This window comes from Paramagnetospirillum marisnigri (assembly GCF_001650715.1).
GTDB classification, from domain to species: Bacteria; Pseudomonadota; Alphaproteobacteria; order Rhodospirillales; family Magnetospirillaceae; genus Phaeospirillum; species Phaeospirillum marisnigri.
This window is the reverse complement of sequence record NZ_LWQT01000066.1, coordinates 16,045-41,515: the sequence shown is the minus strand read 5'-3', so window position 1 is coordinate 41,515 and position 25,471 is coordinate 16,045. Positions and strand designations below refer to the sequence as shown.

24 protein-coding genes and 1 tRNA gene are annotated in these 25,471 nt (G+C 67.4%); 12 read left to right on the top strand and 13 right to left on the bottom strand.

Translation table 11 applies throughout. From position 1 onward, the window contains the following. Positions 1-6 precede the first annotated feature (6 nt). Together A6A04_RS12735 and A6A04_RS12730 are read right to left on the bottom strand one after the other, a co-directional pair. Positions 7-1,698, bottom strand: coding sequence for a methyl-accepting chemotaxis protein (locus A6A04_RS12735; protein ID WP_068493451.1), 1,692 nt, complete (start codon positions 1,696-1,698; stop codon positions 7-9). 211 nt (positions 1,699-1,909) lie between these two features. Next, positions 1,910-3,937: an elongation factor G gene (locus A6A04_RS12730; protein ID WP_068493449.1), complete on the bottom strand. Its 2,028-nt coding sequence runs from the start codon at positions 3,935-3,937 to the stop codon at positions 1,910-1,912. 303 nt (positions 3,938-4,240) lie between these two features. Here A6A04_RS12730 and A6A04_RS12725 point away from each other — a divergent pair, with 303 nt between their 5' ends. Together A6A04_RS12725 and glnA are read left to right on the top strand one after the other, a co-directional pair. Next, positions 4,241-4,579 carry a P-II family nitrogen regulator gene (locus A6A04_RS12725; protein WP_068493447.1) on the top strand — a complete coding sequence of 113 codons (339 nt, stop codon included), beginning with the start codon at positions 4,241-4,243 and terminating at the stop codon, positions 4,577-4,579. 71 nt (positions 4,580-4,650) lie between these two features. Then, complete coding sequence (gene glnA / locus A6A04_RS12720; protein WP_068493445.1) at positions 4,651-6,063, top strand: type I glutamate--ammonia ligase; 1,413 nt, start codon at positions 4,651-4,653, stop codon at positions 6,061-6,063. Positions 6,064-6,201: 138 nt separating this feature from the next. On the opposite strand, the gene A6A04_RS12715 is transcribed toward glnA, so the two are convergent. Further along, entirely contained in the window at positions 6,202-6,492 is a 291-nt protein-coding gene (locus A6A04_RS12715; protein ID WP_068493443.1) for a hypothetical protein, read from the bottom strand. A gap of 194 nt (positions 6,493-6,686) precedes the next feature. On the opposite strand from A6A04_RS12715, the gene A6A04_RS12710 reads away from it, so the two are divergent. Both A6A04_RS12710 and A6A04_RS12705 read left to right on the top strand, forming a co-directional pair. Next, a tRNA-Pro gene (locus A6A04_RS12710) sits at positions 6,687-6,763 on the top strand. A gap of 165 nt (positions 6,764-6,928) precedes the next feature. After that, positions 6,929-7,264: a PilZ domain-containing protein gene (locus tag A6A04_RS12705; RefSeq protein WP_068493441.1), complete on the top strand. Its 336-nt coding sequence runs from the start codon at positions 6,929-6,931 to the stop codon at positions 7,262-7,264. A gap of 66 nt (positions 7,265-7,330) precedes the next feature. Here the strand turns inward: A6A04_RS12705 and cobN are convergent, their stop codons facing one another. The 8 genes from cobN to hemC form a co-directional block, all read right to left on the bottom strand. Then, positions 7,331-11,023, bottom strand: coding sequence for a cobaltochelatase subunit CobN (cobN, locus tag A6A04_RS12700; RefSeq protein WP_068493439.1), 3,693 nt, complete (start codon positions 11,021-11,023; stop codon positions 7,331-7,333). Between the two features lie 7 nt (positions 11,024-11,030). Next, positions 11,031-12,035, bottom strand: coding sequence for a cobalamin biosynthesis protein CobW (gene cobW, locus A6A04_RS12695; protein ID WP_068493437.1), 1,005 nt, complete (start codon positions 12,033-12,035; stop codon positions 11,031-11,033). A gap of 2 nt (positions 12,036-12,037) precedes the next feature. Beyond that, a complete protein-coding gene (cobU, locus tag A6A04_RS12690) occupies positions 12,038-12,571 on the bottom strand; it encodes a bifunctional adenosylcobinamide kinase/adenosylcobinamide-phosphate guanylyltransferase (protein WP_068493435.1) in 534 nt (177 codons plus the stop codon). Continuing rightward, positions 12,568-13,173: a c-type cytochrome gene (locus A6A04_RS12685; protein ID WP_068493433.1), complete on the bottom strand. Its 606-nt coding sequence runs from the start codon at positions 13,171-13,173 to the stop codon at positions 12,568-12,570. The genes cobU and A6A04_RS12685 overlap by 4 nt, the downstream gene beginning before the upstream one ends. Beyond that, positions 13,170-14,447 carry a heme biosynthesis protein HemY gene (locus A6A04_RS12680; protein WP_068493431.1) on the bottom strand — a complete coding sequence of 426 codons (1,278 nt, stop codon included), beginning with the start codon at positions 14,445-14,447 and terminating at the stop codon, positions 13,170-13,172. Before A6A04_RS12680 ends, A6A04_RS12685 begins: the two co-directional genes overlap by 4 nt. Next, positions 14,444-15,469 (bottom strand): COG4223 family protein, encoded by a 1,026-nt coding sequence (locus A6A04_RS12675; protein WP_068493429.1) that lies wholly within the window; start codon positions 15,467-15,469, stop codon positions 14,444-14,446. Before A6A04_RS12675 ends, A6A04_RS12680 begins: the two co-directional genes overlap by 4 nt. Then, positions 15,466-16,215: a uroporphyrinogen-III synthase gene (locus A6A04_RS12670; RefSeq protein ID WP_068493426.1), complete on the bottom strand. Its 750-nt coding sequence runs from the start codon at positions 16,213-16,215 to the stop codon at positions 15,466-15,468. The genes A6A04_RS12675 and A6A04_RS12670 overlap by 4 nt, the downstream gene beginning before the upstream one ends. Positions 16,216-16,340: 125 nt before the next feature. Continuing rightward, positions 16,341-17,285, bottom strand: coding sequence for a hydroxymethylbilane synthase (gene hemC, locus A6A04_RS12665; RefSeq protein WP_068493424.1), 945 nt, complete (start codon positions 17,283-17,285; stop codon positions 16,341-16,343). 51 nt (positions 17,286-17,336) lie between these two features. Between hemC and tsaD the strand changes: the two genes are divergently transcribed. The 4 genes from tsaD to A6A04_RS12645 all read left to right on the top strand — a co-directional run bounded on the left by tsaD (position 17,337) and on the right by A6A04_RS12645 (position 20,480). Continuing rightward, entirely contained in the window at positions 17,337-18,392 is a 1,056-nt protein-coding gene (gene tsaD, locus A6A04_RS12660; protein WP_068493422.1) for a tRNA (adenosine(37)-N6)-threonylcarbamoyltransferase complex transferase subunit TsaD, read from the top strand. Positions 18,393-18,492: 100 nt separating this feature from the next. Then, positions 18,493-19,041, top strand: a complete 549-nt coding sequence (gene greB / locus A6A04_RS12655; RefSeq protein WP_068493420.1) for a transcription elongation factor GreB — start codon at positions 18,493-18,495, stop codon at positions 19,039-19,041. A gap of 104 nt (positions 19,042-19,145) precedes the next feature. Beyond that, positions 19,146-19,943, top strand: coding sequence for a 4-hydroxy-tetrahydrodipicolinate reductase (dapB, locus tag A6A04_RS12650; RefSeq protein ID WP_068493418.1), 798 nt, complete (start codon positions 19,146-19,148; stop codon positions 19,941-19,943). An 87-nt stretch (positions 19,944-20,030) separates the two neighbouring features. After that, a complete protein-coding gene (locus A6A04_RS12645) occupies positions 20,031-20,480 on the top strand; it encodes a helix-turn-helix domain-containing protein (protein ID WP_068493416.1) in 450 nt (149 codons plus the stop codon). A 61-nt stretch (positions 20,481-20,541) separates the two neighbouring features. On the opposite strand, the gene grpE is transcribed toward A6A04_RS12645, so the two are convergent. Together grpE and hrcA are read right to left on the bottom strand one after the other, a co-directional pair. Further along, a complete protein-coding gene (grpE, locus tag A6A04_RS12640; protein WP_068493414.1) occupies positions 20,542-21,171 on the bottom strand; it encodes a nucleotide exchange factor GrpE in 630 nt (209 codons plus the stop codon). Between the two features lie 19 nt (positions 21,172-21,190). Then, a complete protein-coding gene (gene hrcA / locus A6A04_RS12635) occupies positions 21,191-22,249 on the bottom strand; it encodes a heat-inducible transcriptional repressor HrcA (RefSeq protein WP_068493412.1) in 1,059 nt (352 codons plus the stop codon). Between the two features lie 114 nt (positions 22,250-22,363). Here hrcA and A6A04_RS12630 point away from each other — a divergent pair, with 114 nt between their 5' ends. The 4 genes from A6A04_RS12630 to hemW all read left to right on the top strand — a co-directional run bounded on the left by A6A04_RS12630 (position 22,364) and on the right by hemW (position 25,375). Further along, on the top strand, positions 22,364-22,822 hold the full coding sequence (locus A6A04_RS12630; RefSeq protein WP_068493410.1) for a hypothetical protein: 459 nt from the start codon (positions 22,364-22,366) through the stop codon (positions 22,820-22,822). A gap of 140 nt (positions 22,823-22,962) precedes the next feature. Beyond that, positions 22,963-23,682 carry a ribonuclease PH gene (rph, locus tag A6A04_RS12625; protein WP_068493408.1) on the top strand — a complete coding sequence of 240 codons (720 nt, stop codon included), beginning with the start codon at positions 22,963-22,965 and terminating at the stop codon, positions 23,680-23,682. Next, positions 23,679-24,275 carry an RdgB/HAM1 family non-canonical purine NTP pyrophosphatase gene (gene rdgB / locus A6A04_RS12620; protein ID WP_068493407.1) on the top strand — a complete coding sequence of 199 codons (597 nt, stop codon included), beginning with the start codon at positions 23,679-23,681 and terminating at the stop codon, positions 24,273-24,275. The genes rph and rdgB overlap by 4 nt, the downstream gene beginning before the upstream one ends. After that, entirely contained in the window at positions 24,263-25,375 is a 1,113-nt protein-coding gene (hemW, locus tag A6A04_RS12615; protein ID WP_068493405.1) for a radical SAM family heme chaperone HemW, read from the top strand. Before rdgB ends, hemW begins: the two co-directional genes overlap by 13 nt. The last annotated feature ends 96 nt before the right edge of the window (positions 25,376-25,471 follow it).

The window sequence follows — 25,471 nt, the reverse complement described above, 5'->3', positions numbered from 1 at the left end:
GCCGCCTCAGCCGTTCCTGACCTTGGCGACAAAGTCGCCGACGGTGCGTCCCAGGATGCCGGACTGGACCGACAGGCCGCGGGCGGCTTCCAGCACCGTGGCCGAGGCCTGGCCGGTCTCCGCCGCCGCCTGGGTCACCCCCGCGATATTGCTGGAGACTTCCTGGGTGCCGCGCGCCGCCTCTTCCACATTACGGGCGATTTCCTGGGTGGCGGCCGATTGTTCCTCCACCGCCGAGGCGATGGCCGAAGCAATTTCATCGATGCGGCCGATGGTGCTGCTGACGCTGCGAATGGCGTCCACCGCCCGGTTGGTTTCGCTTTGCACCGAATTGATCTGCTGGGCGATCTCGTCGGTGGCCCGTGCCGTCTGGTTGGCCAGATTCTTGACCTCGCCCGCCACCACGGCGAAGCCCTTGCCGGCCTCGCCCGCCCGCGCCGCCTCGATGGTGGCGTTGAGCGCCAGCAGATTGGTTTGGGCGGCGATGTCGTTGATCAGGCCGATCACCTCGCCGATGCGGCCGGCCGCTTCCGCCAGACCACGCACGATGGCGTCGGTATGGGCGGTTTCGTCCACCGCGTTGCGGGCGACACGGGCGGATTCGCTGACCTGGCGACCGATTTCCGAGACCGAACTGGACAGTTCCTCGGTGGCGGCGGCCACGGTCTGGACATTGGCGGCGGCCTCTTCCGAGGCGGCGGCCACGGCGGCGGCCTGGGACGACACCTGTCCCGCCAGGGCCGACATGCTTTGCGCCGTGTGTTCCATCTCGGCGGAGGCCCCGGCAACGCCGCTGACCACCTGACCGACCGACGATTCGAACGCCGCCGCCATCTGCTGCATGTCGGCGCGATGGGCCTCTTCCGCCCGTCGCTTGGCCTCGGCGGCCTCGGCCTCCATGCGCTTCTTGTCCAGGGCATTCTGCTTGAACACCTGCACCGCGCGGGCAATGTCGCCGACCTCGTCACGGCGGTCCTGGCCCGTGACCTCCACCGAGGTGTCGTCCCGGGCCAGACGGTCCATCACCTGGATGGACGCCGCCACCGGCACGGTGATGGAGCGGATGATCGCCCAGGCCAAACCACCCGCCGCGGCCAGGCCGATCACGATGATCAGCAGGGATGAATCCCGGGTCTTGTCATAGGTGGCCTCGGCCGAACCGTAGTCGTCCCTTGACACCCGGACCTGCAATTCCATCAGAGTCTTGACCGTGTCGGTCACCGCGACCATGCGCTTGGCGGGTTCGCCCGCCGACGCGATGATTGCATCGGCCTTGGCCCGGTCGCCCACCGATAAAGCCGTCACGAAAGTCACCTGGTCGTTGCGCAGCGCTTCCATTTGGGCCGCAAAGCGATCGGCCAGCACCTTCTCCTCCGGAGTCAGTACGGTGGTGCTGTAAGCCTTGAACTCCTTGGCGATGACCGCGTCGTATTCAGCAACCTTGGTCAAATGGACCTCGCGCGCCGCCTGATCGGGCGCATCTTCCGCCCACAGCATGCGCACCCGGATACGATGCAGGCTGTCCAGCATCTTGGACAACTCACCGAGACTGACCACCCGATCCTCGTACATGGACTTCATCCGGGCTTCCATGGTGGCCATGCCATTGAACCCCATGAAGGCAATGATTGCGACCAGGACGGCGCTGATGACGACCTGGATCAGCAGGCGGGAGGCGATCCGCATATTGGCGAACATGGTCTTTCTCCCCAATGGCCGAGACCGATCGGCTCTATATGCTATATGGCACATATACAATACGACCAAAGTCGTTGTTCAGTAAAGGCGTCGTGAGTGTATCAGATGGATTTTTCGCGACTTGCCTATGGTTGATTGATCTGCGGGGATGGAAAACAAAAAGGCGCGCCCTCACGGGCGCGCCATCTGCCTTATGCCCTCTGGGCAGGGTCTAACTGTTCTCAAGCACCTGCTTGCGTTCCTCCACCACCTTGTCGGCCACCCGGCCGGTCAGTTCCTGCAGATGGTCGAAGGTCCAGGAGAAGGTCCCCACCCCCATGGTCAGCGAGCGCAGTTCCACAATCAGGTCGTCCATTTCCGCCTGGGGCAGATAGGCGTTGACCGTATCCCAACCGGCCCAGCCCGCCTTGGCGTCATAGCCGAGAATCTGGCCGCGCCGCCCCGACACGATGCGCTGGGCCTTGGCGGTGAAGTCGCTGGGTACCGAGATTTCCACCAGCAGGATGGGTTCCAGCAGCACCGGATCGCATTGGGGCATGCCCTCGGTCATGGCGATGCGCGCCGCGGTCTTGAACGCCATGTCGGAACTGTCGACGGTGTGATAGCTGCCGCTGGTGAGCGTCACCGACAGGTCCACCACCGGGAAGCCGAACGGCCCCTGGGCCAGGAATTCCGCCACGCCGTGCTCCACCGAGGGAATGTACTGGCGCGGCACCACGCCGCCGACGATCTTGTCGACGAACTGGAAGCCCGAACCGCGCGGCAGCGGCGCGATGTCGAGATGGACGTCGCCGAACTGGCCGTGGCCGCCCGACTGTTTCTTGTGGCGGCCATGCACCGAGATGGATTTGCGGATGGTTTCCTTATAGGGCACCGTCGGCTTGCGGGTCGCCACCTGCATGTTGAAGCGGCTCTTCAGCCGGTCCAGGGCCACCTGCAGGTGAATCTCGCCCTGGCCGCGCAGCACCAGCTCGCCGAATTCACCGTGGTCCAGCTGCAGGGAGGGGTCTTCCTCCGACAGCTTGGTCAGGGCCCCACTCAGCTTGACGTCGTCGCCCTTCTTCTCGGCCGCCACCGCCACCGCGAACAGCGGCGCCAACGGAAGCGGCCAGGGCGCCATGCCCGCATCGGCCCCGCCCAAGGTCGCGCCGGTGGCCACCGGGTCCAGGCGGCCGAAGGCGACCACCTCACCCGGCCCGGCCTTGGGAGTCTTGGCGGCGGTGCCGCCGGTCATGGCGTAGACGCCGCCGATACGATTGCCATCCACCACCTGGTTGTCGGCGAATTCGCCCCGCCACACCCGGACGAAGCTGAGCTTGCCGGTATGGGCGGCATGCACGGTCTTGAACACGCTGGCCAGGGCCGCGCCGGACGGCGCGATGCCAAGCCGGGCGGCGGTGGTGGTCACGTCCGGCACTTCATGGCGCAGCGCCTTGAACAGGCGATGGATGCCGCCGTCATTCTCGGCCGAGCCGAAGAACACCGGCACGATCAAATCCTCGGCCAGATCCTTGCCCAGATCGGCATAGACCTCGTCGGTGGGAGGCTGGATGTCTTCCAGCAGTTCTTCCATCAGATGGTCGTCGAAATCGGCCAGATGCTCCAGCATCTCCTGACGGGCGGCCGATTCCTCGCCCTTCAGCGCATCGGGAATCTTGATCATCTGCGAGGTCTGGCCGGGGCGGTACTTGTAGGCCCGCTCGCTGACCAGATCGATATAGCCGGTAACGGCTTCGCCCTCGCGGATGGGAATCTCGCGCATGATCAGCGGCCGGTCCGAAACCGCCTGCAGCGCCTCCAGGGTTTCCCTCAGCCGGGTGCCGGCGGCGTCGATCTTGTTGACGAACAGCAGATGCGGAATCTTGCGCTCGTCGAGGAATTTCAGGATGGGGGCCACCATGACGGCGCGGGCCGGATCGGGCTCGCAGACCACGATGGCGGCATCCACCGCCATCAGGGCGTTATAGCCGTCCTGCTGGAACTCCACCGAACCGGGACAATCGATGAAGGTCCAGGTCTCGCCCAGATAGGTGGTGGTGGCGATATTGGGTTCCACGCTCATGAAGCGGGCGCGGGCCTCGGGCGCGGAATCGCCCACGGTGCTGCCGTCCTTGATGCGGCCCTGGCGGGAAATGGCCCCCGAGGCCAACAGCAGGGCTTCGAGCAGGCTGGTCTTGCCGCCGGCGAATGGCCCAACCAGGGCGCAGGCACGCGGAGACGAAGGAGACTTGGCGGTCATGAACCCTCCGGACATTCAGCTATGGGCATTGTTTCCGGCGCGGCCTGAAATTCCCCTCGGCCGCGCTGATGCCATGGTTCCAGGTGAATCATCGGCTGGCAACAGCGAAATCGTCACATGACGGCAAACCAGCCCTGCTGCCAATGCTTAAGAATTAGGCTGATTTGCCCGAAATTACGGCAGAGTCGCGCGCAAGCATGCTGATATCACCCACTTTTCCGGATGGCGGAACTGGCACGAGGCGTGCTAAATGAGTCGCGCGTTTGACGCGGGTTCAACGCCACTCCTTTAGACGGCGGTTTCATGAAGAAGATCGAAGCGATCATTAAGCCCTTCAAGCTCGACGAGGTGAAGGAAGCCCTTCACGAGGTCGGCCTCCAGGGCCTCACCGTCACCGAAGCCAAGGGTTTCGGTCGGCAAAAGGGGCATACCGAGCTCTATCGCGGCGCCGAGTACGTGGTGGACTTCCTGCCCAAGGTCAAGATCGAGCTGGTCATCGAGGACAACCTGGTGGAGCGCGCCGTCGAGGCCATCCAGCAGGCCGCCCATACGGGCCGCATCGGCGACGGCAAGATTTTCATCTCGACGGTGGAGGAAGCCATCCGCATCCGCACCGGCGAGCGCGGCAACGACGCCATCTGACGTCGGTCCGGCCTTAGATTTCGCCTGTTTCGTACCAAGCCAACCAACTTCCAACTATCAGGAACGTGACCATGTCTGACGACGTCAAGAAGGTCCTCGAAATGATCCAGGAAAACGACGTCAAGTACGTCGATTTCCGTTTCACCGATCCCCGTGGCAAGTGGCAGCACACCGCCCAGCACGTCTCCACCGTCGACGCCGAGATGCTGAACGAAGGCATCATGTTCGACGGCTCGTCCATCGCGGGCTGGAAGAGCATCAACGAGTCCGACATGATCCTGAAGCCCGATCCGGCTTCCGCCGTCATGGACCCCTTCGCCGCCCAGCCGCAGATGATCATCAACTGCGACATCGTCGAGCCCGCCACCGGCCAGCTCTATGACCGCGATCCGCGCTCCATCGCCAAGCGCGCCGAGGCTTTCGTGAAGTCGTCGGGCGTGGGTGACGCCACCTATTTCGGCCCCGAGGCCGAATTCTTCGTGTTCGACGACGTCAAGTACGAACTCGGCATGAACAAGGGCTATTACGAGCTGCGCTCGGAAGACGGTGTCGAGGCCCAGGGCCGCGACTTCGCCGAGGGCAATCTGGGCCACCGCCCGGGCGTCAAGGGCGGCTACTTCCCGGTTCCGCCGGTGGACGGCCATGTGGACATGCGCGCCGAGATGCTGACCGTCATGGGCGAGATGGGCCTGCCCATCGAGAAGCATCACCACGAAGTGGCCTCGTCGCAGCACGAACTGGGCATCAAGTTCGGCAGCCTGGTGCAGGCCGCCGACTGGATCCAGATATACAAGTATGTGGTCCACAACGTCGCCGCCTCCTATGGCAAGACCGCGACCTTCATGCCGAAGCCCATCTATGGCGATAACGGCTCGGGCATGCATGTCCACCAGTCCATCTGGAAGGCCGGCAAGCCCCTGTTCGCCGGTTCGGGCTATGCCGACCTCAGCGACACCGCTCTCTACTACATCGGCGGTATCATCAAGCACGCCAAGGCCATCAACGCCTTCACCAACCCGCTGACCAACAGCTACAAGCGCCTGATCCCCGGCTTCGAAGCCCCGGTTCTGCTGGCCTACTCGGCCCGCAACCGTTCGGCCTCCTGCCGTATCCCCTACTCGGCCTCGCCGAAGGGCAAGCGCGTCGAGGTCCGCTTCCCCGATCCGGGCGCGAACCCCTACCTGGCCTTCTCGGCCATGCTGATGGCCGGCCTCGACGGTATCGCCAACAAGATCCATCCCGGCGAGCCCATGGACAAGAACCTGTACGACCTTCCCCCGGAAGAGCTGTCGCAGGTCCCGACCGTGTGTGGTTCCCTGCGCGAAGCCCTGGAAAGCCTGCGGGCCAACCACGACTTCCTGTGCAAGGGCGACGTGTTCTCGAAGGAATTCATCGAGAGCTACATCGAGCTCAAATACGAGGAAGTCTACCGCTTCGAGCACACCCCGCATCCGGTCGAATTCCAGATGTACTACTCGGTCTGATCCGGGACGCATCTCTTCGAACGTACGACCCCCGCCGGGCAACCGGCGGGGGTTTTTCGTTAAGCAGGCCCCCAACACCAAAATCCCCGCCAAGCAGGCTTGGCGGGGAAGGGCATTGAACGGTGACTTGGGCCTAGTCTAGGCCGAATGCCGCCGCAGCTCGATCATATGCTGGCGGGCGTCATCGGGAATACCCCAGGCATTGACGTGCTCATGCTCGGGACCGAAATGCTCCACCACCATGTTGTGGATCAAATCCATCTCGCCCTCGGCAATGCAATGATTGATATGCAGGAAGACCCGCAGGCGCTGGCGCAGGAATTCCAGGCCGTCATGGGCCTGCAAATGGTCATAGACCCGTTGGAAACGGGCGAAATCCTTGGGAACCCGGCACTCGGCGCGCTTGTCGCAAGTGAGGCATACCTGCATCTTCACCTCCCCCTCGGTCTATGCTGAAAGTATTGCACACCCGGCGCCGCAGTGCGAATCGTCATTTCAGTCCATCTTCGAATGGCTGGGCTTCCAACTTGGCATTGCCGCCCACCGCGCCAGCATGGCGGCGATCACAAATTCCTTTTGCGAACCAAGCCTCTTGGCGCTATAAGAGGCGCCTCGCAGGCGACCGGAGTGTAGCTCAGCCTGGTAGAGCACTGTCTTCGGGAGGCAGGGGCCGGAGGTTCGAATCCTCTCACTCCGACCAATCAGGGCCAGTTAGTCCCAAGGGACCGACTGGCCCTTGGCTTTTGCACCGCCCAAACAGGGTTGCGGAAATGTTGCATCTGCAATTCCCCACCAGCGATTGCGGTCTTCGCCATGTCCTCTATACTAAAGTATTGAGTTTATCCTAGCTTGCGGAGCCTCCTTGATGCCGGTCGACAGTGCCGAACACCGTGCCTATCCGCGCCTATCCTGGGCTCATCCCGCGCAGTTGTTCCTGGGCGAGATGACCCAGCCCGCCCAGGTCGCGGATTTGTCCCTTGGGGGCTGCAAGCTGCTGCCCAGCGATCTGGCGCCGCTGAAATCCCTGGATTTGCGGACCGGCACGCCGCTGCGGATCGAGATGGAAGGCTATACCTTCCAGGCGATCATGCGCTGGGCGACGCCCAATATGTCCGCCCTGGGCTGCGCCTTCGACCATGTCCTGACCGAGGCCGATCTGGAGCATCTCGGCATCCGACTCAAAACCCCGAGCCCAGCTTGATCCGCAGCCAGTAGCCGCCCATGGTGGCGGCCAGGGCCAGCAGGACCAGGAGCATGGCGCGCGGCGTCATGGCGTATCTCCGTTATTGAGCAGATCGAATACCCAGTTGCGCCGGGGATGCCACAGACCGCGCTCCAGCGCTTCCCTCAGCCGCGCCCGGATATCAGCCAGGGCGGCGGGATTGTTTTGCTCTAGGAACGATCTTACCGCCTCGTCCTCCAGATAGGCCTCGGCCACCAGATCGAAGTGATGGTCCTTGACCGCATGGGTGCTGGCGGCGAAGGCGAACAGATAGTCGACGCTGGCCGCCATCTCGAAGGCGCCCTTGTAGCCGTGGCGCATCACCCCCTTGATCCATTTGGGATTGACCACCCGGGCCCGCACCACCCGGGCGATTTCTTCCTCCAGGGTGCGGATGCGCGGGCTTTCCGGGCGGGAATGGTCGGAATGATAGACCACCGGCGCCTGGCCCGAAGCCAGTTCCACCGCCGCCGACAGCCCGCCCTCGAACTGGTAGTAGTCGTCGGAATCCAACAGGTCGTGCTCGCGGTTGTCCTGGTTGTGCACCACCGCCTCGACCCGGGCCAGACGCTGGCGCAGCAGCCCCTGTTCGGCCTCGCCCTCGGCCCCGGCACCATAGGCCCAGCCGCCCCAGGCGAGATAGGCCTGGGCCAGATCGGCGCGATCGGTCCAGCCCTTTTCGTCGATCAGCGCCTGCAGGCCCGCGCCATAGGCCCCCGGCTTGGAACCGAACACCCGGAACCCGGCCCGGCGCGCCGCTTCCGACGACGCCACGCCCGATGCCTCCAGCCGGGCACGCTCCTCCGCCACCCGCTGCGCCAGCGGATTGACCTCGGGCGGTTCGGCCAGGGCCGCCACGGCGCGGGCCGCCGAATCGAACAGGTCGATCAGGCCGGGAAAGGCATCGCGGAAAAAGCCCGAGACCCGCAAGGTCACGTCCACCCGGGGCCGGTCCAGCAGCCCGGCGGGAATGATCTCGAAGCCGGTCACCCGCCCCGATCCCACCTCCCATTGCGGCCGCACCCCCATCAGGGCCAGGCCCTGGGCGATGTCGTCGCCGCCGGTGCGCATGTTCGAGGTGCCCCAGGCGGTCAGGGCCAGGGATTTGGGCCAGTCGCCCTGGTCCTGGAAATGGCGTTCCAGCAGCAATTGCGCCGATTTCCAGCCCAGGCTCCAGGCTGCCGGGGTCGGCACCGCCCTGGTATCCACCGAATAGAAATTGCGCCCGGTGGGCAGCACGTCGGGCCGCCCCCGTGTCGGCGCCCCCGAGGGGCCGGGCGGCACGAAGCGGCCATCGAGCCCCTTCAGCAGGCCTTCGATCTCGGCGGCGCCGCAGGCCTCCACCGCCGGACGCAGGGTGGTCTCGATCCAGTCCAGCACTGCTTGGGTGCGGCTCCACTCGGCCAATGGCGCGCGGTTGCCCGCAATCAGCGCCTTGGCAAGGCTCTCCAGCCGCTCCACCGTGTCGCCCTGGCTCCGCCAGGGCGCATCGCCGTCCAGGGCGGCGGGGCGGGGACCGGTCCAGGCCTCTCCCAGCACGCAATCCAGCGGATCGAAGTCCAGCCCCAGATCAGCGGAAAGCGCGTGCAGCAGCGACTCGTCTTCCGGCCGGGACCCTCGCCGCACCCGCGCCAGCGCCACCAGCAGGTCCACCAGCTGCTCGCCGCCGGGCGAGCGGCCGAAGATGTGCAGCCCGTCCCTGATCTGCAGTTCCTTCAGCTCGCACAGATGGTTGTCCAGCTTGGCCAGGGCTTGATCGGGGGCGTCGTCGGGACGAATGCCCAGATCCACGTCCAGCCCGGCCACGGCGGTCAGGCTGAGGATTTCGCGGCGCAGCAGGGCGAGGCGGCGGGGGTCCACCCCGGCGGCGTCATAATATTCGTCCACCAACCGCTCCAGCTCGCGCAGCGGGCCATAGCTTTCGGCGCGGGTCAGCGGCGGCGTCAGATGGTCGATGATCACCGCGGCCGTCCGCCGCTTGGCCTGGGTGCCCTCGCCGGGATCGTTGACGATGAAGGGATAGAGATTGGGCAGCGGCCCCAATGCCGCCTCGGGGAAGCACTCCTCCGACAGGGCCAGGCCCTTGCCCGGCAGCCATTCCAGATTGCCGTGCTTGCCCATATGCACCACCGCATCGGCGCGAAAGCCCAATTGAAGCCAGGCATGGAAGGCCAGGTAATTATGGGGTGGCGGCAGATCGGGGTCGTGATAGCTGCTGGCCGGGTCGATATTGTAGCCGCGCGCCGGCTGCACCGCGATCGTTATCTTACCGAAACGGGTGGCGGAAAGCACGAAATCACCGCAATGCAGCTCGCCCCTGACGAAAAAGGGATCAGCTTCCGGCGATCCCCAGCGCTGGCCGACCTTGTCTTGCACCGAAGCGGGCAAGGCATTGAAGAAACTATAGTAATCGGGCAGCGACAGGGTTTCGCGATGCTCGCGCCCCGCCAAGGCCCGCCAGTCGTTGGTGGCGCCCGCCAGCAGTGTGTCCATCAGGGCGTTGCCGCTTTCGGGCACAAGGCCCACGTCATAACCCGCCGCACCCAGGGCGCGCAGCACCTCCACCGTCGCCGCCGGGGTGTCGAGGCCGACGCCATTGCCCAGCCGGGCATCGCGGTTGGGATAATTGGCCAGCACCAGGGCGATCCGGCGCTCGGCGGGTGGTTTGCGCCGCAGCCGCGCCCAGTTGGCCGCCAGCCGGGCGACGAACTCCACCCGATCGGCCAAGGGGGCATGGCGGGCGAGGTCGCATTGGGTGGCATCGTCGCGCCGTGCCGCCTTGAACGAGACGGCGCGGGACAGGATGCGGCCATCCACCTCGGGCAGCGCCACATTCATGGCGATGTCGCGCGGCCCCAGACCGTGCGTGCCGCTTCGCCACGCGCCTTCCGAGCCCGAGGCCAGCACCACCTGCAACACCGGGCAGTCGGCGGCGGCGAAGGGACCATCCACGGCGCGGCCGGGGGCGGAGACCGCGAAGCCGGTCAGGTTGAGGATGACGTCGGCGGGGTGGTCCGCCAGCACCGAGTCCAGCACTCCGGCGCTGACCGGGTCCTTCAGGCTGTGGACAAAGACGGCGGCGACCGCCATGCCTTGCCCCCGCAAAGCCGCCGCCAGGGCGTCCACCGGAGCATGATCGCCCGCCAGCACCAGGGCGCGGTAGAACACCAGCAGGGCGCGGGGCCGCCCTTCCGCCGGATCGACATCGCCGAACAGCCCCGCCTGGGGCAGCGGCCGGGGCTCCAGCCAGTCGGTCCCGCCGCCCAGCAGGCTGGCGGCATAGGCCAGGAACTGGCGGGCATTGTCGCTGCCGCCATGGAGCAGATAGCGCCACAGCCGTTCCACCGCCTCGGGCGCCAGGGTGGACTCGGCGGACAGGTCGGGGTCAGGCTCGTCGGCGCCGGGCAGCAGCGCCAGGCTGATGCCCTTGCGGCGGCAGGTGGCGACGATCTGTTCCACCCCATAGGGCCAATAGCCACGCCCGCCCAGCAACCGCACCACCACCATCCGGGCCGGACCGATCACCCGCTCGACATAAAGGTCCACCGACATGGGATGGGACAGCCGCAGCAGATTGGCGAGGCGGAGCGACAGGCCGCCTTCCGCATGGGCGGCGGCCAGACAGGCCAGATCGCTGTCGGCGGCGGACAGCACCACCAGATCGGCGGGGTCCTGGCCCAGGTCGATGGCTTCGCTTCCATCCTCGATGCTGCCGGCCTGGGCGGCGAGAAGATGCATCTAGGACCTACCCCCTCACCAGCGCCTCGATGGCGGCGCGATCCAGGCCCTTGCGGCCGATCACCACCAGATTGGAGACCCGTGCCTCACCCGGCTTCCACGGCCGGTCGAAATATCGTTCCAGGCGCGTACCAACCGCCTGGACCACTTGGCGGGCGGGTTTGCCCGCCACGGCGACAAAGCCTTTCAGCCGCAGGATGTCGTGGGCGGCAATGGCCGCCACCAGCCGCGCCTCCAGCGCGTCGGGATCGATGATCTCGGCCAGGCGGACGGCGAAGCTCTCGAAATCGTCGTGGTCGTGGCCGTCCTCGGCGTCGTGGTGGGAGGGGCGCGCCGCCAGATCCTCCTCGGCCGCCGCATCCAGGCCCAGCAGCACCAGCGGCTCGGCCGCGCTATGACGGGTGGGCAGAACCTTGACGCCGGGACGCAGCCGTGCCTCGATCCCCGTCCGCAAATCCGCCAAGGCGGCCGGGTCCAGCAGGTCGGACTTGTTCAGCAGGATCAGGTCGGCGCAGGCCAGCTGGTCCTCGAACACCTCTTCCAGCGGATTGTCGTGGTCGGGCCGCGCCCGTTCCTCGTCGGTGGACTGGAAGCGCCCGGCGGCGGCGGCGGGACTATCCACCACCGCCACCACCCCGTCGACGGTGACGCGCGAGCGGATATCCGGCCAGTGGAAGGCCTTGACCAGCGGCTTGGGCAGGGCCAGACCCGACGTCTCGATCACGATATGATCCGGCGGATTGGCGCGGTCCAGCAGCGCCTGAATGGTGGGCAGGAATTCGTCGGCCACGGTGCAGCACAGGCAGCCATTGGCCAGTTCGATGATGTCGTCCTCGTTACAGCCCGCCACGCCACAGGCGGCCAGCAAATCGCCATCGACGCCGAGATCGCCGAATTCGTTGATGATCAGGGCGATGCGGCGCCCGGCGGCATTGGCCATGAGATGGCGGACCAGGGTGGTCTTGCCCGCGCCCAGGAAGCCGGTGATGACGGTGGCGGGAATCTTGCGCATTGTCATGGTTCCTTGAGAACGAGCGGCAATCCGGCGGCGACGAACACCACCTTGGCGCAGATTGCGGCCACCCGTTGGTTGACCCGGCCCTGATGGTCGCGGAAGTCGCGCGCCAGCCGGTTGTCGGGCACCAGCCCCAGTCCGACCTCGTTGGAGACCAGTACCACCGGCCCGGTGGCGGCACCCAGCACCGTGCATAGCCGCGCCGTGGCGGCGTCGACATCGCGGTCGGCATGCATCAGGTTGGAAATCCACAGCGTCAGGCAGTCCACCAGCACCGGCCGGTCGGGCCGCATTACGCCTTCCAGCGTCTCGGCCAACTCCAGTGGCTCCTCCAGGGTGCTCCAGTCGGAGCCCCGGCGGCGGCGGTGATGCTCGATGCGCTCGGCCATCTCGCCGTCCAAGGCCTGGCCGGTGGCGAGATAGAGCGCGGGCGCGCCGTCCAGCAGGGATTCGGCGAAGCTGGACTTGCCCGAGCGGGCGCCGCCCAGCACCAGGGTCGTGGGAGAGGGGGGGGTGAAAGAGGGAGGGCTCACCGCGCCTTGCCCGGAAGCCGTTTCGACTGCGTCAGGAACTCGGCGATCTGCTCGACCTGATCGTCCTTCAGTGGCCGGACATTGGCCACCATCAGCCGGGCCCGGCGGGTGGAGCGGATTTCGTCGCGGATGGCCTTGATCTGGGCCATCAGGTAGTCCTTGCGCTGCCCGGCCAGCACCGGATAGTCGGCCAGGGGCTTGGCGCCATTGGCGCCGTGACAGCCGATGCAGCCCTGCTCGTCGAACAACTCCTCGCCCTTGACCGCCTTGGCGGTGTCGCCCACGGCGCTGTCGGCGGCAGGCTGGGCGGCCAGCCACTCGGCCAGGGCCTTGCGCTCGTCGGGCGTGGTCTTGTCGATCACCGGCTTCATGGGCTTGGTGGCGGGCGAGGACCGGACGCCATCGGCGATCTCGGTCATCTGGCGCACCAGATAGGCGGCGTTCTGCCCGGCCAGATGGGGCGTAGCGGCCAGCGCCTTGCGACCGTCGACGCCATGACAGGCGACACAGCCCTTGGCGGCATAGAGCGCCTTGCCATCGGCGGCCAGGGCGGACACCGGCAGCAGGCACAGCAGAGCAAGCACGAGGGGACGGAGCATCATGCCCACTCCAGACGGCCGGGGGCACCGCAGGCGGGGCAGCACACCGCGAAGGCCGGGGTGGCGGCGTGACAGGCGCCGCAGCGCCAGACCGGATCGGCCACGGCGTCGCCCGCCTTGGCCAGCCAGGCCAGGGCAGCGGCCTCGTCATGCGTCTCGTCCCGTTCCAGCCGGGCCAGCAGGGTCAGCACTTTCAGGGTCGGACGCTGGGCTTGGGCGGTGTCCAGATGGGTGCGGGCCTGACCCCACAGCTTGGCGGACAGGGCAGCCTCGGCCAAGGCGACATGGCCGTCCGGCGCCTGGGGATTGGCCTCCATCAGCTTGTGCAGGCGCTTGACCCGCTCCAGCGGCGCCTCGCCCGGCTGCAGGCCGATCCAGGCCGCCACCAGGGCGGGATGGGGCGACACCTTGAAGGCGGACAGGATCAGCGACGCCGCCTTGCGCTCGCGTCCCTTGGCACCGTAAAGGGTGGCGGCCAGCGCCACCGCCGGAACAAAGCCGGGATCGCGGTCGCGGGATTCCAGGGCCAGGGTCAGGGCGCGGCCGTCGTCGCCAGCGGCGCGGGCGGACTCGGCCCGGGCGAACAGCACCAGGGCGCGGCGTCGGTCGAGATCGGCCCCGGCCAGGGCGCCGTGACGCCTGGCCACTCCCAGGGTCATCTCGGCCTCGGCCCATTGCCCGGCCTGCAGCTGCAGATCGAATACGGTGACGGCCAGACCGTCGGCGCCGGGCTGGAGGGCGAAGGCCTGGATCGCCGCCTCCAGGGCGGTGGTGGAGTCACCATGCTTCAAGGCGAGGTCCAGCAAGCCCTTATGGCCAAGAAAGGCGGTTTCCGGCCGCTCGGTCATAGCCCGGTAGCGGTCGCGCAATTGCTCGTCATCGCCGCTCATCTGCGCCGCCTGCACCGTCAGCAGGCCGGTCACCGCCTTGTCCTGCAACAGCTTGTCGGCGGTCTTGGCCAGCCGGGCGGCCCGGCGGGAATCGCCCGAGGCCACCGCCGCCAGCCCATCAGACAGGGCGACATAGCCTTTGCGGGTGCGCTTGGCGCGCCGCGCCGCCAGCATCCGGCCGGGGGCGCCGAACACCAGCCGGATCACGCGATTGAGCCCGGCCAGCAGCGCGAACACCACCACCAGGGCGCCCAGCAGCACCGGCACGGTGGTATCGATGCGCCAGCCCTGCCAGCGGATCACCACCTCGCCCGGCCGGTCGGCCAGCCAGACGGCTCCGGCCACCACCAGGGCGGTGACCAGCAGAAAGGCGAGCAGCCGCCTCATGGCTTGGCTCCCGCCAGAGCCAGCACCTGGGCGGTCAGTTCCGAGACCGCCTTCTCGGCGGCGAGCCGGGCGCGGGCCTCGGCCAGCCAGGGCGCCGCCGTCTCGGCCGGACCGGTACCCAGCGCCTCCAGCTCGGCGGCGGCGGCGGCCAGATCGGCACGGGCCAGCGCCGCCTGGGCCCGGCCCACCACGGCGGCGGCATTGGCTCCGGCGGCACTACCGTCCTCGCGGCGAATGGTGACCAGGGACAGCATCTTGTCGACCACCCGGCGCTGCCACCCCTCGCCCTCGGGCAGGACCTCGGCGCGGATCACCGCCGGGGCCAGCGCCTGGAAGGAGTCGGTCAGGGCGCTCCGGGTGCGGATACCCGTCACAGCCTTGTCCTTCAGGGGCTCCAGCACGGCGGCCAGGGCGGACTCGTCACCGGCCAGAACCTTGACCGCCCGCCACTCGGCGTCGAAGCCGCGACCCAGCTCCACCGCCTCGCGCAATTGCCCCACGCCCAGCAGCAGCACGGCGGCCGAGCTCCGCTTGGCCTGCAAGTCCCGCAATCCGGCATCCACCTGTTCCAGCCGGTCGGCGAGGCGCATCAGGGCGGCGGCATCGGCCGATGTCCGCCGGAGATCGGCAAGCTGTTTCGAAATCGAATCGACCTCTGCGGTCAGGGTGGCGGGCACGGCGGGCTGGGCCTGGACCGCTTTCAGCGCCTGTTCCAGGGCGTTGAGGCGGCCGTCGTCACCGGGTGTCGCGGCAGCCGGAGCCGCCGAAGAAACCGTGGGGCGCGCTTCCACCTGGGCGAGCCGCAGGGCCAGGCCCGAAACCTCGGCCCGCAAATCCTCCACCTCGAAGCCTGTCGGCTGGACGGGAAGACCGACCTTGTCCCGCCATAAGGGGAAGCTCAGCACCCCCGCCGCCGCCGCCATGCCCAACAGCAGCACGGCAACCACGCCGCGCGAGCCCGAACTTGTGGGCGGGACCGGGGACGGCGTCGGGAGGATCGGATCGGCGGAGTCGGTGGTCATGCAGGCGTCCTTCGTGAAAGGTCGTCGTCGAGCAGGGCGAGAAGCGCCGCCTGGGTCGGTTCCGCCGCCTGGCGCAGGACGGCCCAGGGCAGCGGTGCCAGTTGCGCCGAGACATTGGCGGACAAGCCATAGGCTTTGATCCGGGCGCAAGTGTCCCCCAACCCGGCAGCCCGCGCCAGCCTAACAAAGGTGGCGGCGGTGCGGGGAGAGAAAAACAGCGCGAGATCGAGACGACCTTGCTTTAGCGCCTCGGACAGATCGGGGGTCAGGGCGGTGGCGGTCACCGCCTGATACAGCACCTGACGCCGCACCTGGAAGCCCAGGGCGCCCAGCCGCCCGGCCAGATCCCCGGCATTGACGGTTCCCGCTGCATGCAGCAGCACCCCCTTGGCCGGATCCACCTTTGCGGCCACCAGATCGGCCAGGGTATCCACATCGCCGCCGGCGCTTTCCACTTGGGCATATCCCAGGTCGCGGGCGACGCGGGCCGAGGCGTCGCCCACCGTCCAGACCGGCAGGGCGCGATCGGAATGGAGGCGAGCCAGGGCGCGGATGCCGTTGGCGCTGGTCACCAGGATGCCCTGGGTCCCCTCGGCCTCCACCACGGCGCCGGGTACCGGCTCGATATCCAGCAACGGCTCGATCATGACCTCGAGGCCGCGCTGGACTAGGGCGGCGGCCACCGCCTCGGAATCCTCGCGAGGGCGGGTGACCAGGGCGCGAAGGGACGATGCGGTCAGGGGCATGGTCGGGAACGATCTTGCGATTGATCAGGAATCCACGAATGAACACCAATGAACACGGATAAGGAGATTCAATCGTCGGCCATGAATTTCATTCGTGTTTATTCGTGTTCATCCGTGGACAAACCTTAGGTCTTGAGGACGTCGAAGAAGCCCGGCCCGGCCTTGGCCGCCAGTTCCTCGGCGGCGTCGCGGCCCAGGGCTTCGGCCTCGGCACGCAAGCCGCTCCGCGCGGTCTGATGAACGGTGGCGCCATCGGGGCTGATGATCAGGCCCCGGAAGGACAGGCTGTCGCCCTCCAACTCGGCCAGGGCGGCGATGGGGGTCCGGCAAGAGCCGTCGAGCCGGGCGAGGAAGGCGCGTTCCGCGCTCACCCGCACCTGGGAATCGAGGCAGTTCAGCGCCGCCAGATAACGCAGCGAGGCGGCATCATCGGAGCGGCAGGTGATGCCAATGGCGCCCTGGGCCACGGCGGGCAGCATGTCCGAGGTGTCCAGGGCCGAGGTGACGTGATGGGCGAGGCCCAGACGACGCAGACCGGCCATGGCCAGCAGCGTGGCGTCGACCACGCCCTCTTCCAGCTTGCGCAGCCGGGTCTGGACATTGCCGCGGAAGTTCACCAGCTTCAAATCGGGGCGACGGTTGAGGATCTGGGCGGCACGGCGCAAGGACGCGCTGCCGATCACCGCGCCCTCGGGCAGGTCGGCCAAGCTTTTGGCCTTCAGGCTGATGAAGGCGTCGCGCACATCCTCGCGCGGCAGAATGCAGGGCAGATCGATGCCGTCGGGCAGCAGCGTGGGCACATCCTTCATGGAGTGCACCGCCAGATGGATGCGGCCCGACAGCATGGCCTCGTCCAGCTCCTTGGTGAACAGGCCCTTGCCGCCGATCTCGGCCAGCGGGCGGTCCTGTACCAGATCGCCGGTGGTCTTGATCACCTCGATCTCGATGGCGCCAGCGGCCGCCAGTTCGGGCCAGGCGGCGGCCAGGCGATCGCGGGTCTCATGGGTCTGGGCCAGGGCCAAAGGCGAGCCCCGGGTGCCGATGCGGAGGATGGGATGCTTTGCGGTCATGGTCCGGCTGTTGTAGTAAGTCCGGAGCCGTTCCGCAAAGGGATTTCCATTTTGCTTGTTCTAGGGATCGAGAGCAGTTGCGACGAGACCGCCGCCGCCGTGGTGGACGACCAGCGCCGCATCCTGGGCGAGGTGGTGCTGTCGCAGTTGGAGGAACACCGCCCCTTCGGCGGCATCGTGCCGGAAGTGGCGGCGCGCTCCCATCTCCAGCATATGGACCGGCTGGTGGCCGAGGCCATGAAGCGGGCGGGCATCGGCTTCGCTCAACTTGATGCCGTGGCGGCTACCGGCGGCCCCGGCCTGATCGGCGGCGTCATCGTCGGGGTCATGACCGGCAAGGCCCTGGCCCTGGCCTCGGGCAAGCCCTTTCTGGCCATCAACCACCTGGAAGGCCATGCCCTGACCGCGCGATTGACCCACGGCATCGACTTTCCCTATCTGCTACTGCTGGCCTCGGGCGGGCATTGCCAGTTGCTGGCGGTGGACGGAGTCGGCCGCTATTCCCGCCTGGGGACCACCATCGACGACGCGGCGGGCGAGGCCTTCGACAAGGTGGCCAAGATGGCGGGGCTGGGCTATCCCGGCGGCCCGGCGGTGGAACAGGCCGCCGCCCTGGGTGATCCCAAGCGGTTCAGCCTGCCCCGGCCCATGAAGGGCAAGCCCGGCTGCGATTTCAGCTTTTCCGGCCTGAAGAACGCCACCCGCCTGCTGATCGAGAGCCTGCCCAAGCCGCTGTCCGGGCAGGACGCGGCGGATGTCTGCGCCGCTTTCCAACTGGCGGTGGCGGAGTCCATCGCCGACCGCACCCGCCGCGCCATCAGGGAGTTCCGCCGCACCCGGCCCGATGGCCGCCATCTGGTGGTGGCGGGCGGCGTCGCCGCCAATACCGCCTTGCGCCAGACCCTGATCACTCTCGGCGCCGAGACCGGGCTGGAATTCCTGGCCCCGCCGCTCAAGCTGTGCACCGACAACGCCGCCATGATCGCCTGGGCCGGGGTGGAGCGGCTGCGCCTGGGGCTGGTGGACGACCTGACCTTCGCGCCGCGCCCGCGCTGGCCGCTGGACCCTAGCGCGAAAAAAGTCGGCTTCGCCGGGGTGAAGGCATGAGCAAGGCGAAGCCGAAGCGCGGCGCCGTTGAGGCGCCCGGAGCGCAGCGGAGGAGCCAAGGGGCCGCGAGGCCCCGCCCGGCGCTTGAGGGGCATGAACCATGAGCAAGGCGTTCACCAAGGAAGGCGACGGCGACGAGGACGAAGGCGCCGAGCCCAAGGGCCTGCCGCCGGGCACCAAGAATTACATGCGGCCCCAGGGATACCAGGCCCTGAAGGACGAGCTGACCCAGCTGCTGCGGGTCGAGCGGCCCAAGGTGGTGGAGGTGGTCTCCTGGGCGGCGGGCAATGGCGACCGCTCCGAGAACGGCGACTATCTCTACGGCAAGAAGCGGCTGCGCGAGATCGACCGTCGCATTCGCTTCCTGACCAAGCGCCTTGAATCCGCCCATGTGGTTGATCCCGCCCAGCAAAAGGCCCGCGACCGGGTCTATTTCGGTGCCACCGTCACCTATGCCAATGCCCGCGACGAGGAAATCACCATCACCATCGTCGGCATCGACGAAGCGGATATGGAACGGGGCCTGATCAGCTGGATTTCGCCGGTGGCCCGTGCCCTGCTCAAGGCCTCCGAGGGCGACGTGGTCGGGGTGCGCACCCCCACCGGCCTGGAAAGCATCGAGGTGGTGGCCATTGCCTATGAGGGATGATGCGCTGCAAGCGCCCGTCGCCTCGCTTGCCGCCCGCCGTCATGATATGGTCGCCGCGCTGGATTTCCTGTTCACCGGTATCTGAGAGAGAAAGGACCCCCCTCATGAAGATCGGAATCGTCGGCTGCGCCGGGCGCATGGGGCGGATGCTGATCAATGCCGTGCTGGATGCCGAGGGCTGTGCCCTGTCGGGCGGCACCGAGCGCATGGGCAATGACGCGCTGGACCGCGACATGGGCGAGCTGGTGGGCCGCGACCATGCCGGGGCCGTGATCGAATCCGACGCCCGCGCCCTGTTCAAGCGCTCCGACGCCGTCATCGACTTCACCGCCCCGGTCGCCACCCTCGCCCATGCCGAACTGGCCGCCGAGCTGGGCCGTGTGCTGGTGGTGGGCACCACCGGTCTGTCGCGCGACGACGAAGCCGCCCTGGCCAAGGCCGCCGAGCGCTGCCCCGTGGTCTATGCCCCCAATTTCAGCGTGGGCGTCAATCTGCTGATGGCGCTGACCGAGCGGGCAGCCGCCATCCTGGCCGACGACTACGATATCGAGATCGTCGAGATGCACCACCGCCACAAGGTGGACGCCCCCAGCGGCACCGCCCTGGGCCTGGGCCGCTCCGCTGCCAAGGGCCGCGCCGTGGCCCTGGATCAGGTCTGGTGCAAGAGCCGCGACGGCCATACCGGCGCCCGGCCCAAGGGGGAGATCGGCTTTGCCACCCTGCGCGGCGGCGATGTGGTCGGCGACCATACCGTCATGTTCGCCGCCGAGGGCGAGCGGGTGGAGCTGACCCACAAGGCCTCGTCGCGCGCCGTCTTCGCCAAGGGCGCGGTGCGCGCCGCCCTGTGGGCCAAGGGCCAGAAGCCCGGCCTCTATTCCATGCGTGATGTCCTGGGGATTTAAGGCTTACAGTACCGCTGTCGTCCTGGTGTCGTGGCGCTGTCGGGTCGCTCCCGCCATGCTGGCCCGACCTGATCCCAAGGGTGAAGCATGACCGTACAGACCACCGCCGACCGCATCCGCAGCCTTCGCCTGGACCGCGCCTGGTCCCAGGAACAACTGGCCGAGATCGCGGGGCTCAGCGCCCGCACCGTCCAGCGCATCGAGCAGGGCCAGACCGCCTCGCTGGAGACGTTGAAGGCCCTGGCGGCGGCGTTGGAGCTATCGGTCGGCGACCTGCGGGACGGGTCCATTCCCTCTTCCCAGGATGACACCATCATGACCGATACCACCTGCCCCACTGTTCCGGCCCGCGACCCGGCGCGGAGCTTTCGTCGCCACCTCCTGGCCTTCACCGGGGTGATGACCGGCCTGACCATCCTCAATCTGGTCCACAATCCCGAGCATCTGTGGGTGATCTATCCCGCCATCGGCTGGGGCGTGCCCCTGGCCATCATGGCGCTGTCGCAACGGCGGCCGTCACCCCCGGCGGCGGGCTGAACCATATCCCCCTCCCCGGTCAACACACGACGCCGGGGGAGGGGGAACCATTGCTTTCGGATCAGGCGCTGGTATCCAGGTTGGACCCGGCCGATTTGGGGCCGCCCTTGGACACGCCCACCAGGGCCGGACGCAGCAGGCGATCGTGCAGGGTGTAGCCCGCCTGCATCACCAGCACCACCGTGCCTTCCGGCTGGGTGGGGTCTTCCATTTCCATCATGGCCTGATGCAGGTTGGGGTCGAAGCGCGCCCCTTGCGCCGCCACCGGCTTGATGCCGTAGCGTTCCATGGTGGCCAGCAGCTCGCGTTCGGTCATCTCGACGCCGATGGTCAGGGTGTTGAGATTGTCGTCGCCTTCCCGCGCCGCCACCGGAACCGCGTCCAGCGCCCGGCGCAGATTGTCGGCCACGTTCAGCACATCCTTGGCGAAATTGGCCACGGCGTATTTGCCGCGATCCTCGGCCTGTTGTTCCAGTCGCCGCCGGGTGTTCTCGGTATCGGCCTTGGCGTAGAGCACGTCGTTCTTCAGCTTCGCCACCTCGGCTTCCAGCGCCGCGATCCGCTCGGCAGCACCGGACTCGGTAGCACCGGATTCGGGGCTGCCGGATTCGGCGGACGGCGGGGCGGCGGGCTCGGCATCCGGGGTGGGGGCCTGGTCAACCGTCTGGTCGCTGGTCTGGTCCTGGGTCATGGGTCTGCCTTCAATGGTCCTAGGGTTGTCCGATAAGGCGGCCGATCACCTTGGCGGTGTAATCGACCATGGGGATGATGCGGGCGTAATTGATGCGCTGCGGCCCGATCACCCCGATGGCGCCGACGATCCGTTCACGGGAATCGCGATAGGGCGCCACGATCATGGAGCAGCCGGTGACGCCGAACAGGTCGTTCTCGGCGCCGATGAAGATCTGCACCCCGTCGGCGGTCTGGGTCATGTCCACCAGCCGCAGGAACTGCTCCGAGGTTTCCAACGCCTCGAACAGGGCGCGGATGCGCTCCAAATCCTCGACGGCGGTGACGTCTTCCAACAGATGCGACTGGCCGCGCACGATCAGGGCCGATTGGCTTTCGCCCCCGGCCCAGGTGGCCAGCCCGGCTTCCACCACCCGTTTCGTCAGCGAATCGAGCAGCGAGCGTTGCTGTTCCAGCTCGGTGGCGATCTCGTCCTTGACTTCGTCCAGCGAGCGCCCGGCCAAACGGGCGTTGAGATAGTTGCCCGCTTCCACCAGGGTGGACATCTCGACCCCGTCGGGCAGGTCGAGGATGCGGTTCTCCACCATGCCGTCCTCGGTGACCAGCACCACCAGGGCGCGGTTGCGGCCCAACCAGACGAATTCCACATGCTTGAGCGTTCTTTGGATCTTGGGCGCCAGCACCACCCCGGCGCAGCGCGACAGGCCCGACAGCGCCGACAGCGCCTCGGTCATGGCCTGTTCCATGCTCTTGCCGACGGCGCGGCACTGGACGTCGATGGCCGAGCGCTCTTCCTCCGCCATGCGGCCCACTTCCAGCAGGCCGTTGACGAACAGGCGCATGCCCGCCTGGGTGGGCAGCCGCCCGGCAGAGGTATGCGGCGCGTAAAGCAGGCCGAAATCTTCCAGATCGGCCATGACATTGCGGATGGTGGCGGGCGAGAGCGACACGGTGAGCCGCCGCGACAGGGTGCGCGAGCCGATGGGCTCGCCGGTGGCCACATAGGCCTCGACGATATGGCGAAAGATTTCGCGCGAACGGTCGTTCAGCTCGGTGATGACGGGGCTTTTGCCACGCACGGTCTTGCTACCCTTCGGAACTCTGCCGCCATTATCTAATGGCGCAATGACGTGCCGTCAACGCGGGGGAAGAGTATGCTGGAACGGACGGGGCGGGGGTGAAAAATGCGAGGCATGGCGGTTTCATGGGCAATCCTTCTGATCCTGGCCGCGACGCCAAGCCTGGCGGAGCCGCTGCCCTGCAGTCTTGCCGAGGGAGAGCGGGCCATGGCGGCGGCGGCCGATCTGGTGCAGCGCCTGGGCGTGGCGGGCGCCCGCGCCGCCATGACCGCTGAGGAAGCCACCATCCATTGCGGCGGCCATGACGTGAAGGCCATGGATTTGCAGGCCCGCTGGCTCATTTCCCCCGACGATCCGTCCCTGGTGGGGCGCGCGGTCGAGTCGTTCGGCGACGGCGCCGCCACCAATTTCATGAAGGCCATGATCGCCGCCGCCGTGGCGGGCAAGGGCGCCCTGGGACAATACGTCACCCACGACACCGGTCGGGACGGCGCCCGGGTGGACAAGGTGCTGTTCTATCGCCATCTATCCAGCCAGGGGGTGGTGCTGTACGGCGCCTTCATCCTGCGATAGAGCGCGATGACATTGTATCGGCGCGTCGCGCCGTGATCAAATGTCTGAATCGCCCTCTCATCCAGCTTTAGGTCCCCGTGACAGCGGCGCTGATCCAGGCTAGGGTGCGCGCCCGTTATTCTCGCCACAGGAACCGCCCCATGAGACCGTCCGGCCGCGCCCCCGACCAGCTTCGCACCATCGTCCTGGAAACCGGCGTCTCGCGCCATGCCGAGGGCTCGTGCCTGGCCAAGTTCGGCGATACCCATGTGCTGTGCACTGCCTCCATCGAGGAGCGGGTGCCGCCCTTCCTGCGCAATACCGGCAAGGGCTGGGTCACCGCCGAATACGGCATGCTGCCCCGTTCCACCCATACCCGCACCGACCGCGAGGCGGCCAAGGGCAAGCAGTCGGGCCGCACCCATGAAATCCAGCGCCTGATCGGCCGTTCGTTACGCTCGGTTACCGATCTCGTCGCCATGGGCGAACGCCAGATCAAGGTGGATTGCGACGTGCTGCAGGCCGATGGCGGCACCCGGACCGCCTCCATCACCGGCGCCTTCGTCGCCCTGCATCTGGCCTTCCAGAAGCTGGTGGCCGAGGGCAAGCTGGCCGCCATTCCGCTGACCGACCACGTCGCCGCCATCTCTTGCGGCATTTACGAAGGCGTCGCGGTGGCCGATCTCGACTATCCCGAGGACTCCACCGCCCAGGCCGACGCCAATTTCGTGCTGACCGGCAATGGCGGCATCGTCGAAGTCCAGGGCACCGCCGAGGAGCGCCCGTTCAGCCATGTCCAGCTTCTCGAATTGCTGGCCCTGGCCGACAAGGGCGTCGCCGAACTGGTGGCGGCCCAGAAAAAGGCCTTGGGGTTGGCATGAGCAGGATTTTTTCCGGCGAAAGGCTGGTGATCGCCAGCCACAACGCGGGCAAGGTCCGCGAGATCGGCGAATTGCTGGCCCCGTTCGGAGTCGCGGTGGTTTCGGCCGGAACCCTGGGCTTGGCCGAGCCGGAAGAGACCGGCGAGACCTTCGTGGCCAATGCCGAGCTGAAGGCCCTGGCGGCGGCCAAGGCCTCGGGCCTGCCCGCCCTGGCCGATGATTCCGGCCTGGCGGTGGAGGCATTGGGCGGCGCGCCGGGGATCTATTCGGCGCGCTGGGCGGGCGAATCCAAGGATTTCGCCTTCGCCATGGCCAAGGTGCACGAGGCCATGGGCGCCGAGAAGGACCGTTCGGCCCGTTTCGTCTGCGCCCTGTCCCTGGCCTGGCCCGACGGGCATTGCGACAGTTTCGAGGGCGTGGTGGAAGGCGAGATCGTCTGGCCGCCGCGCGGGACCCAGGGATTCGGCTATGACCCGTTCTTCCTGCCCCGGGGTGGCGGCCTGACCTTCGGCGAAATGGACCCGGCGGCCAAGCACGAGATCAGCCACCGCGCCGATGCCTTCGCCAAGCTGGTGGCGGCGTGCTTCCGGTAGAGGCCCCCGGCTTCGGCATCTATATCCACTGGCCGTTCTGCCTGTCCAAATGTCCCTATTGCGACTTCAACAGCCATGCCGGTCAGACCGTCGACCATGGCCGCTGGCGGGCCGCCCTGCTGGCCGAACTGGATCATTTCGCCGCCGAAAGCCGTGATCTGGTCCCCACCAGCGTGTTTTTCGGCGGTGGCACGCCGTCGCTGATGGCGCCCGAAACCGTCGCCGCCCTGATCGAGGCCATTCGCCGCCACTGGCCCGCTGCCCTTGACCTGGAAATCAGCCTGGAAGCCAATCCCACCAGCGTCGAGGCCGGGCGCTTCCGCGCCTTCGCCCAGGCGGGAATCAACCGCCTGTCCTTGGGGCTGCAGGCGCTGGACGACGAGTCCTTGCGTTTTCTCGGGCGCCGCCACAGCGCCGCCGAGGCCGTCGCCGCCCTGGACATCGCCAAGGCCACGGTGAATCGGGTCAGTTTCGACCTGATCTATGCCCGGCCCGGCCAGACTCTCGCGGCCTGGCGGGCCGAACTGTCCCGCGCCCTGGAGCTGGCGGATGAGCATCTGTCGCTCTACCAGCTGACCATCGAGGAGGGCACCGCCTTCGCCGGGCGCGACATCGCCCTGCCCGACGAGGATCTGGCCGCCGCCCTGTTCCACCTGACCCAGGACATGACGACCGCCGCCGGGCTGCCCGCCTATGAAATCTCCAACCATGCCCGTCCCGGCGCCGAATGCCGTCACAACCTGACCTATTGGCGCGGCGGCCACTGGCTGGGCATCGGCCCCGGCGCCCATGGCCGCTTGCGGGGCGAGGCCATCGCCCAGCACGCCGCGCCCGGCCAGTGGCTGGCGGCGGTGGAGGCCCAGGGCCACGGCACCATGAGCCGCGAGCGCCTGGACCCCGCCGCCCTGGCCGAGGAACGGGTGATGATGGGCCTGCGCCTCGCCTCCGGCATCGGGCCGGAGCTGGCCGACACGCTGGAAGATGGCAAAGTCGCCGATCTAGTGGAGGGCGGCTTCCTGATCCGCGATACCAACGGGCTGCGCACCACACCGAAAGGGCGGCTGGTGCTCAACGCCGTACTGGTGGAACTGCTGGCCTAGAGTCTGTCCGAGTTTGGTGGAATCAACATTCCCTTTCGTCACCCTCGGGCCTGACCCGAGGGTCCATGGATGGCCGGATCAAGTCCGGCCATGACG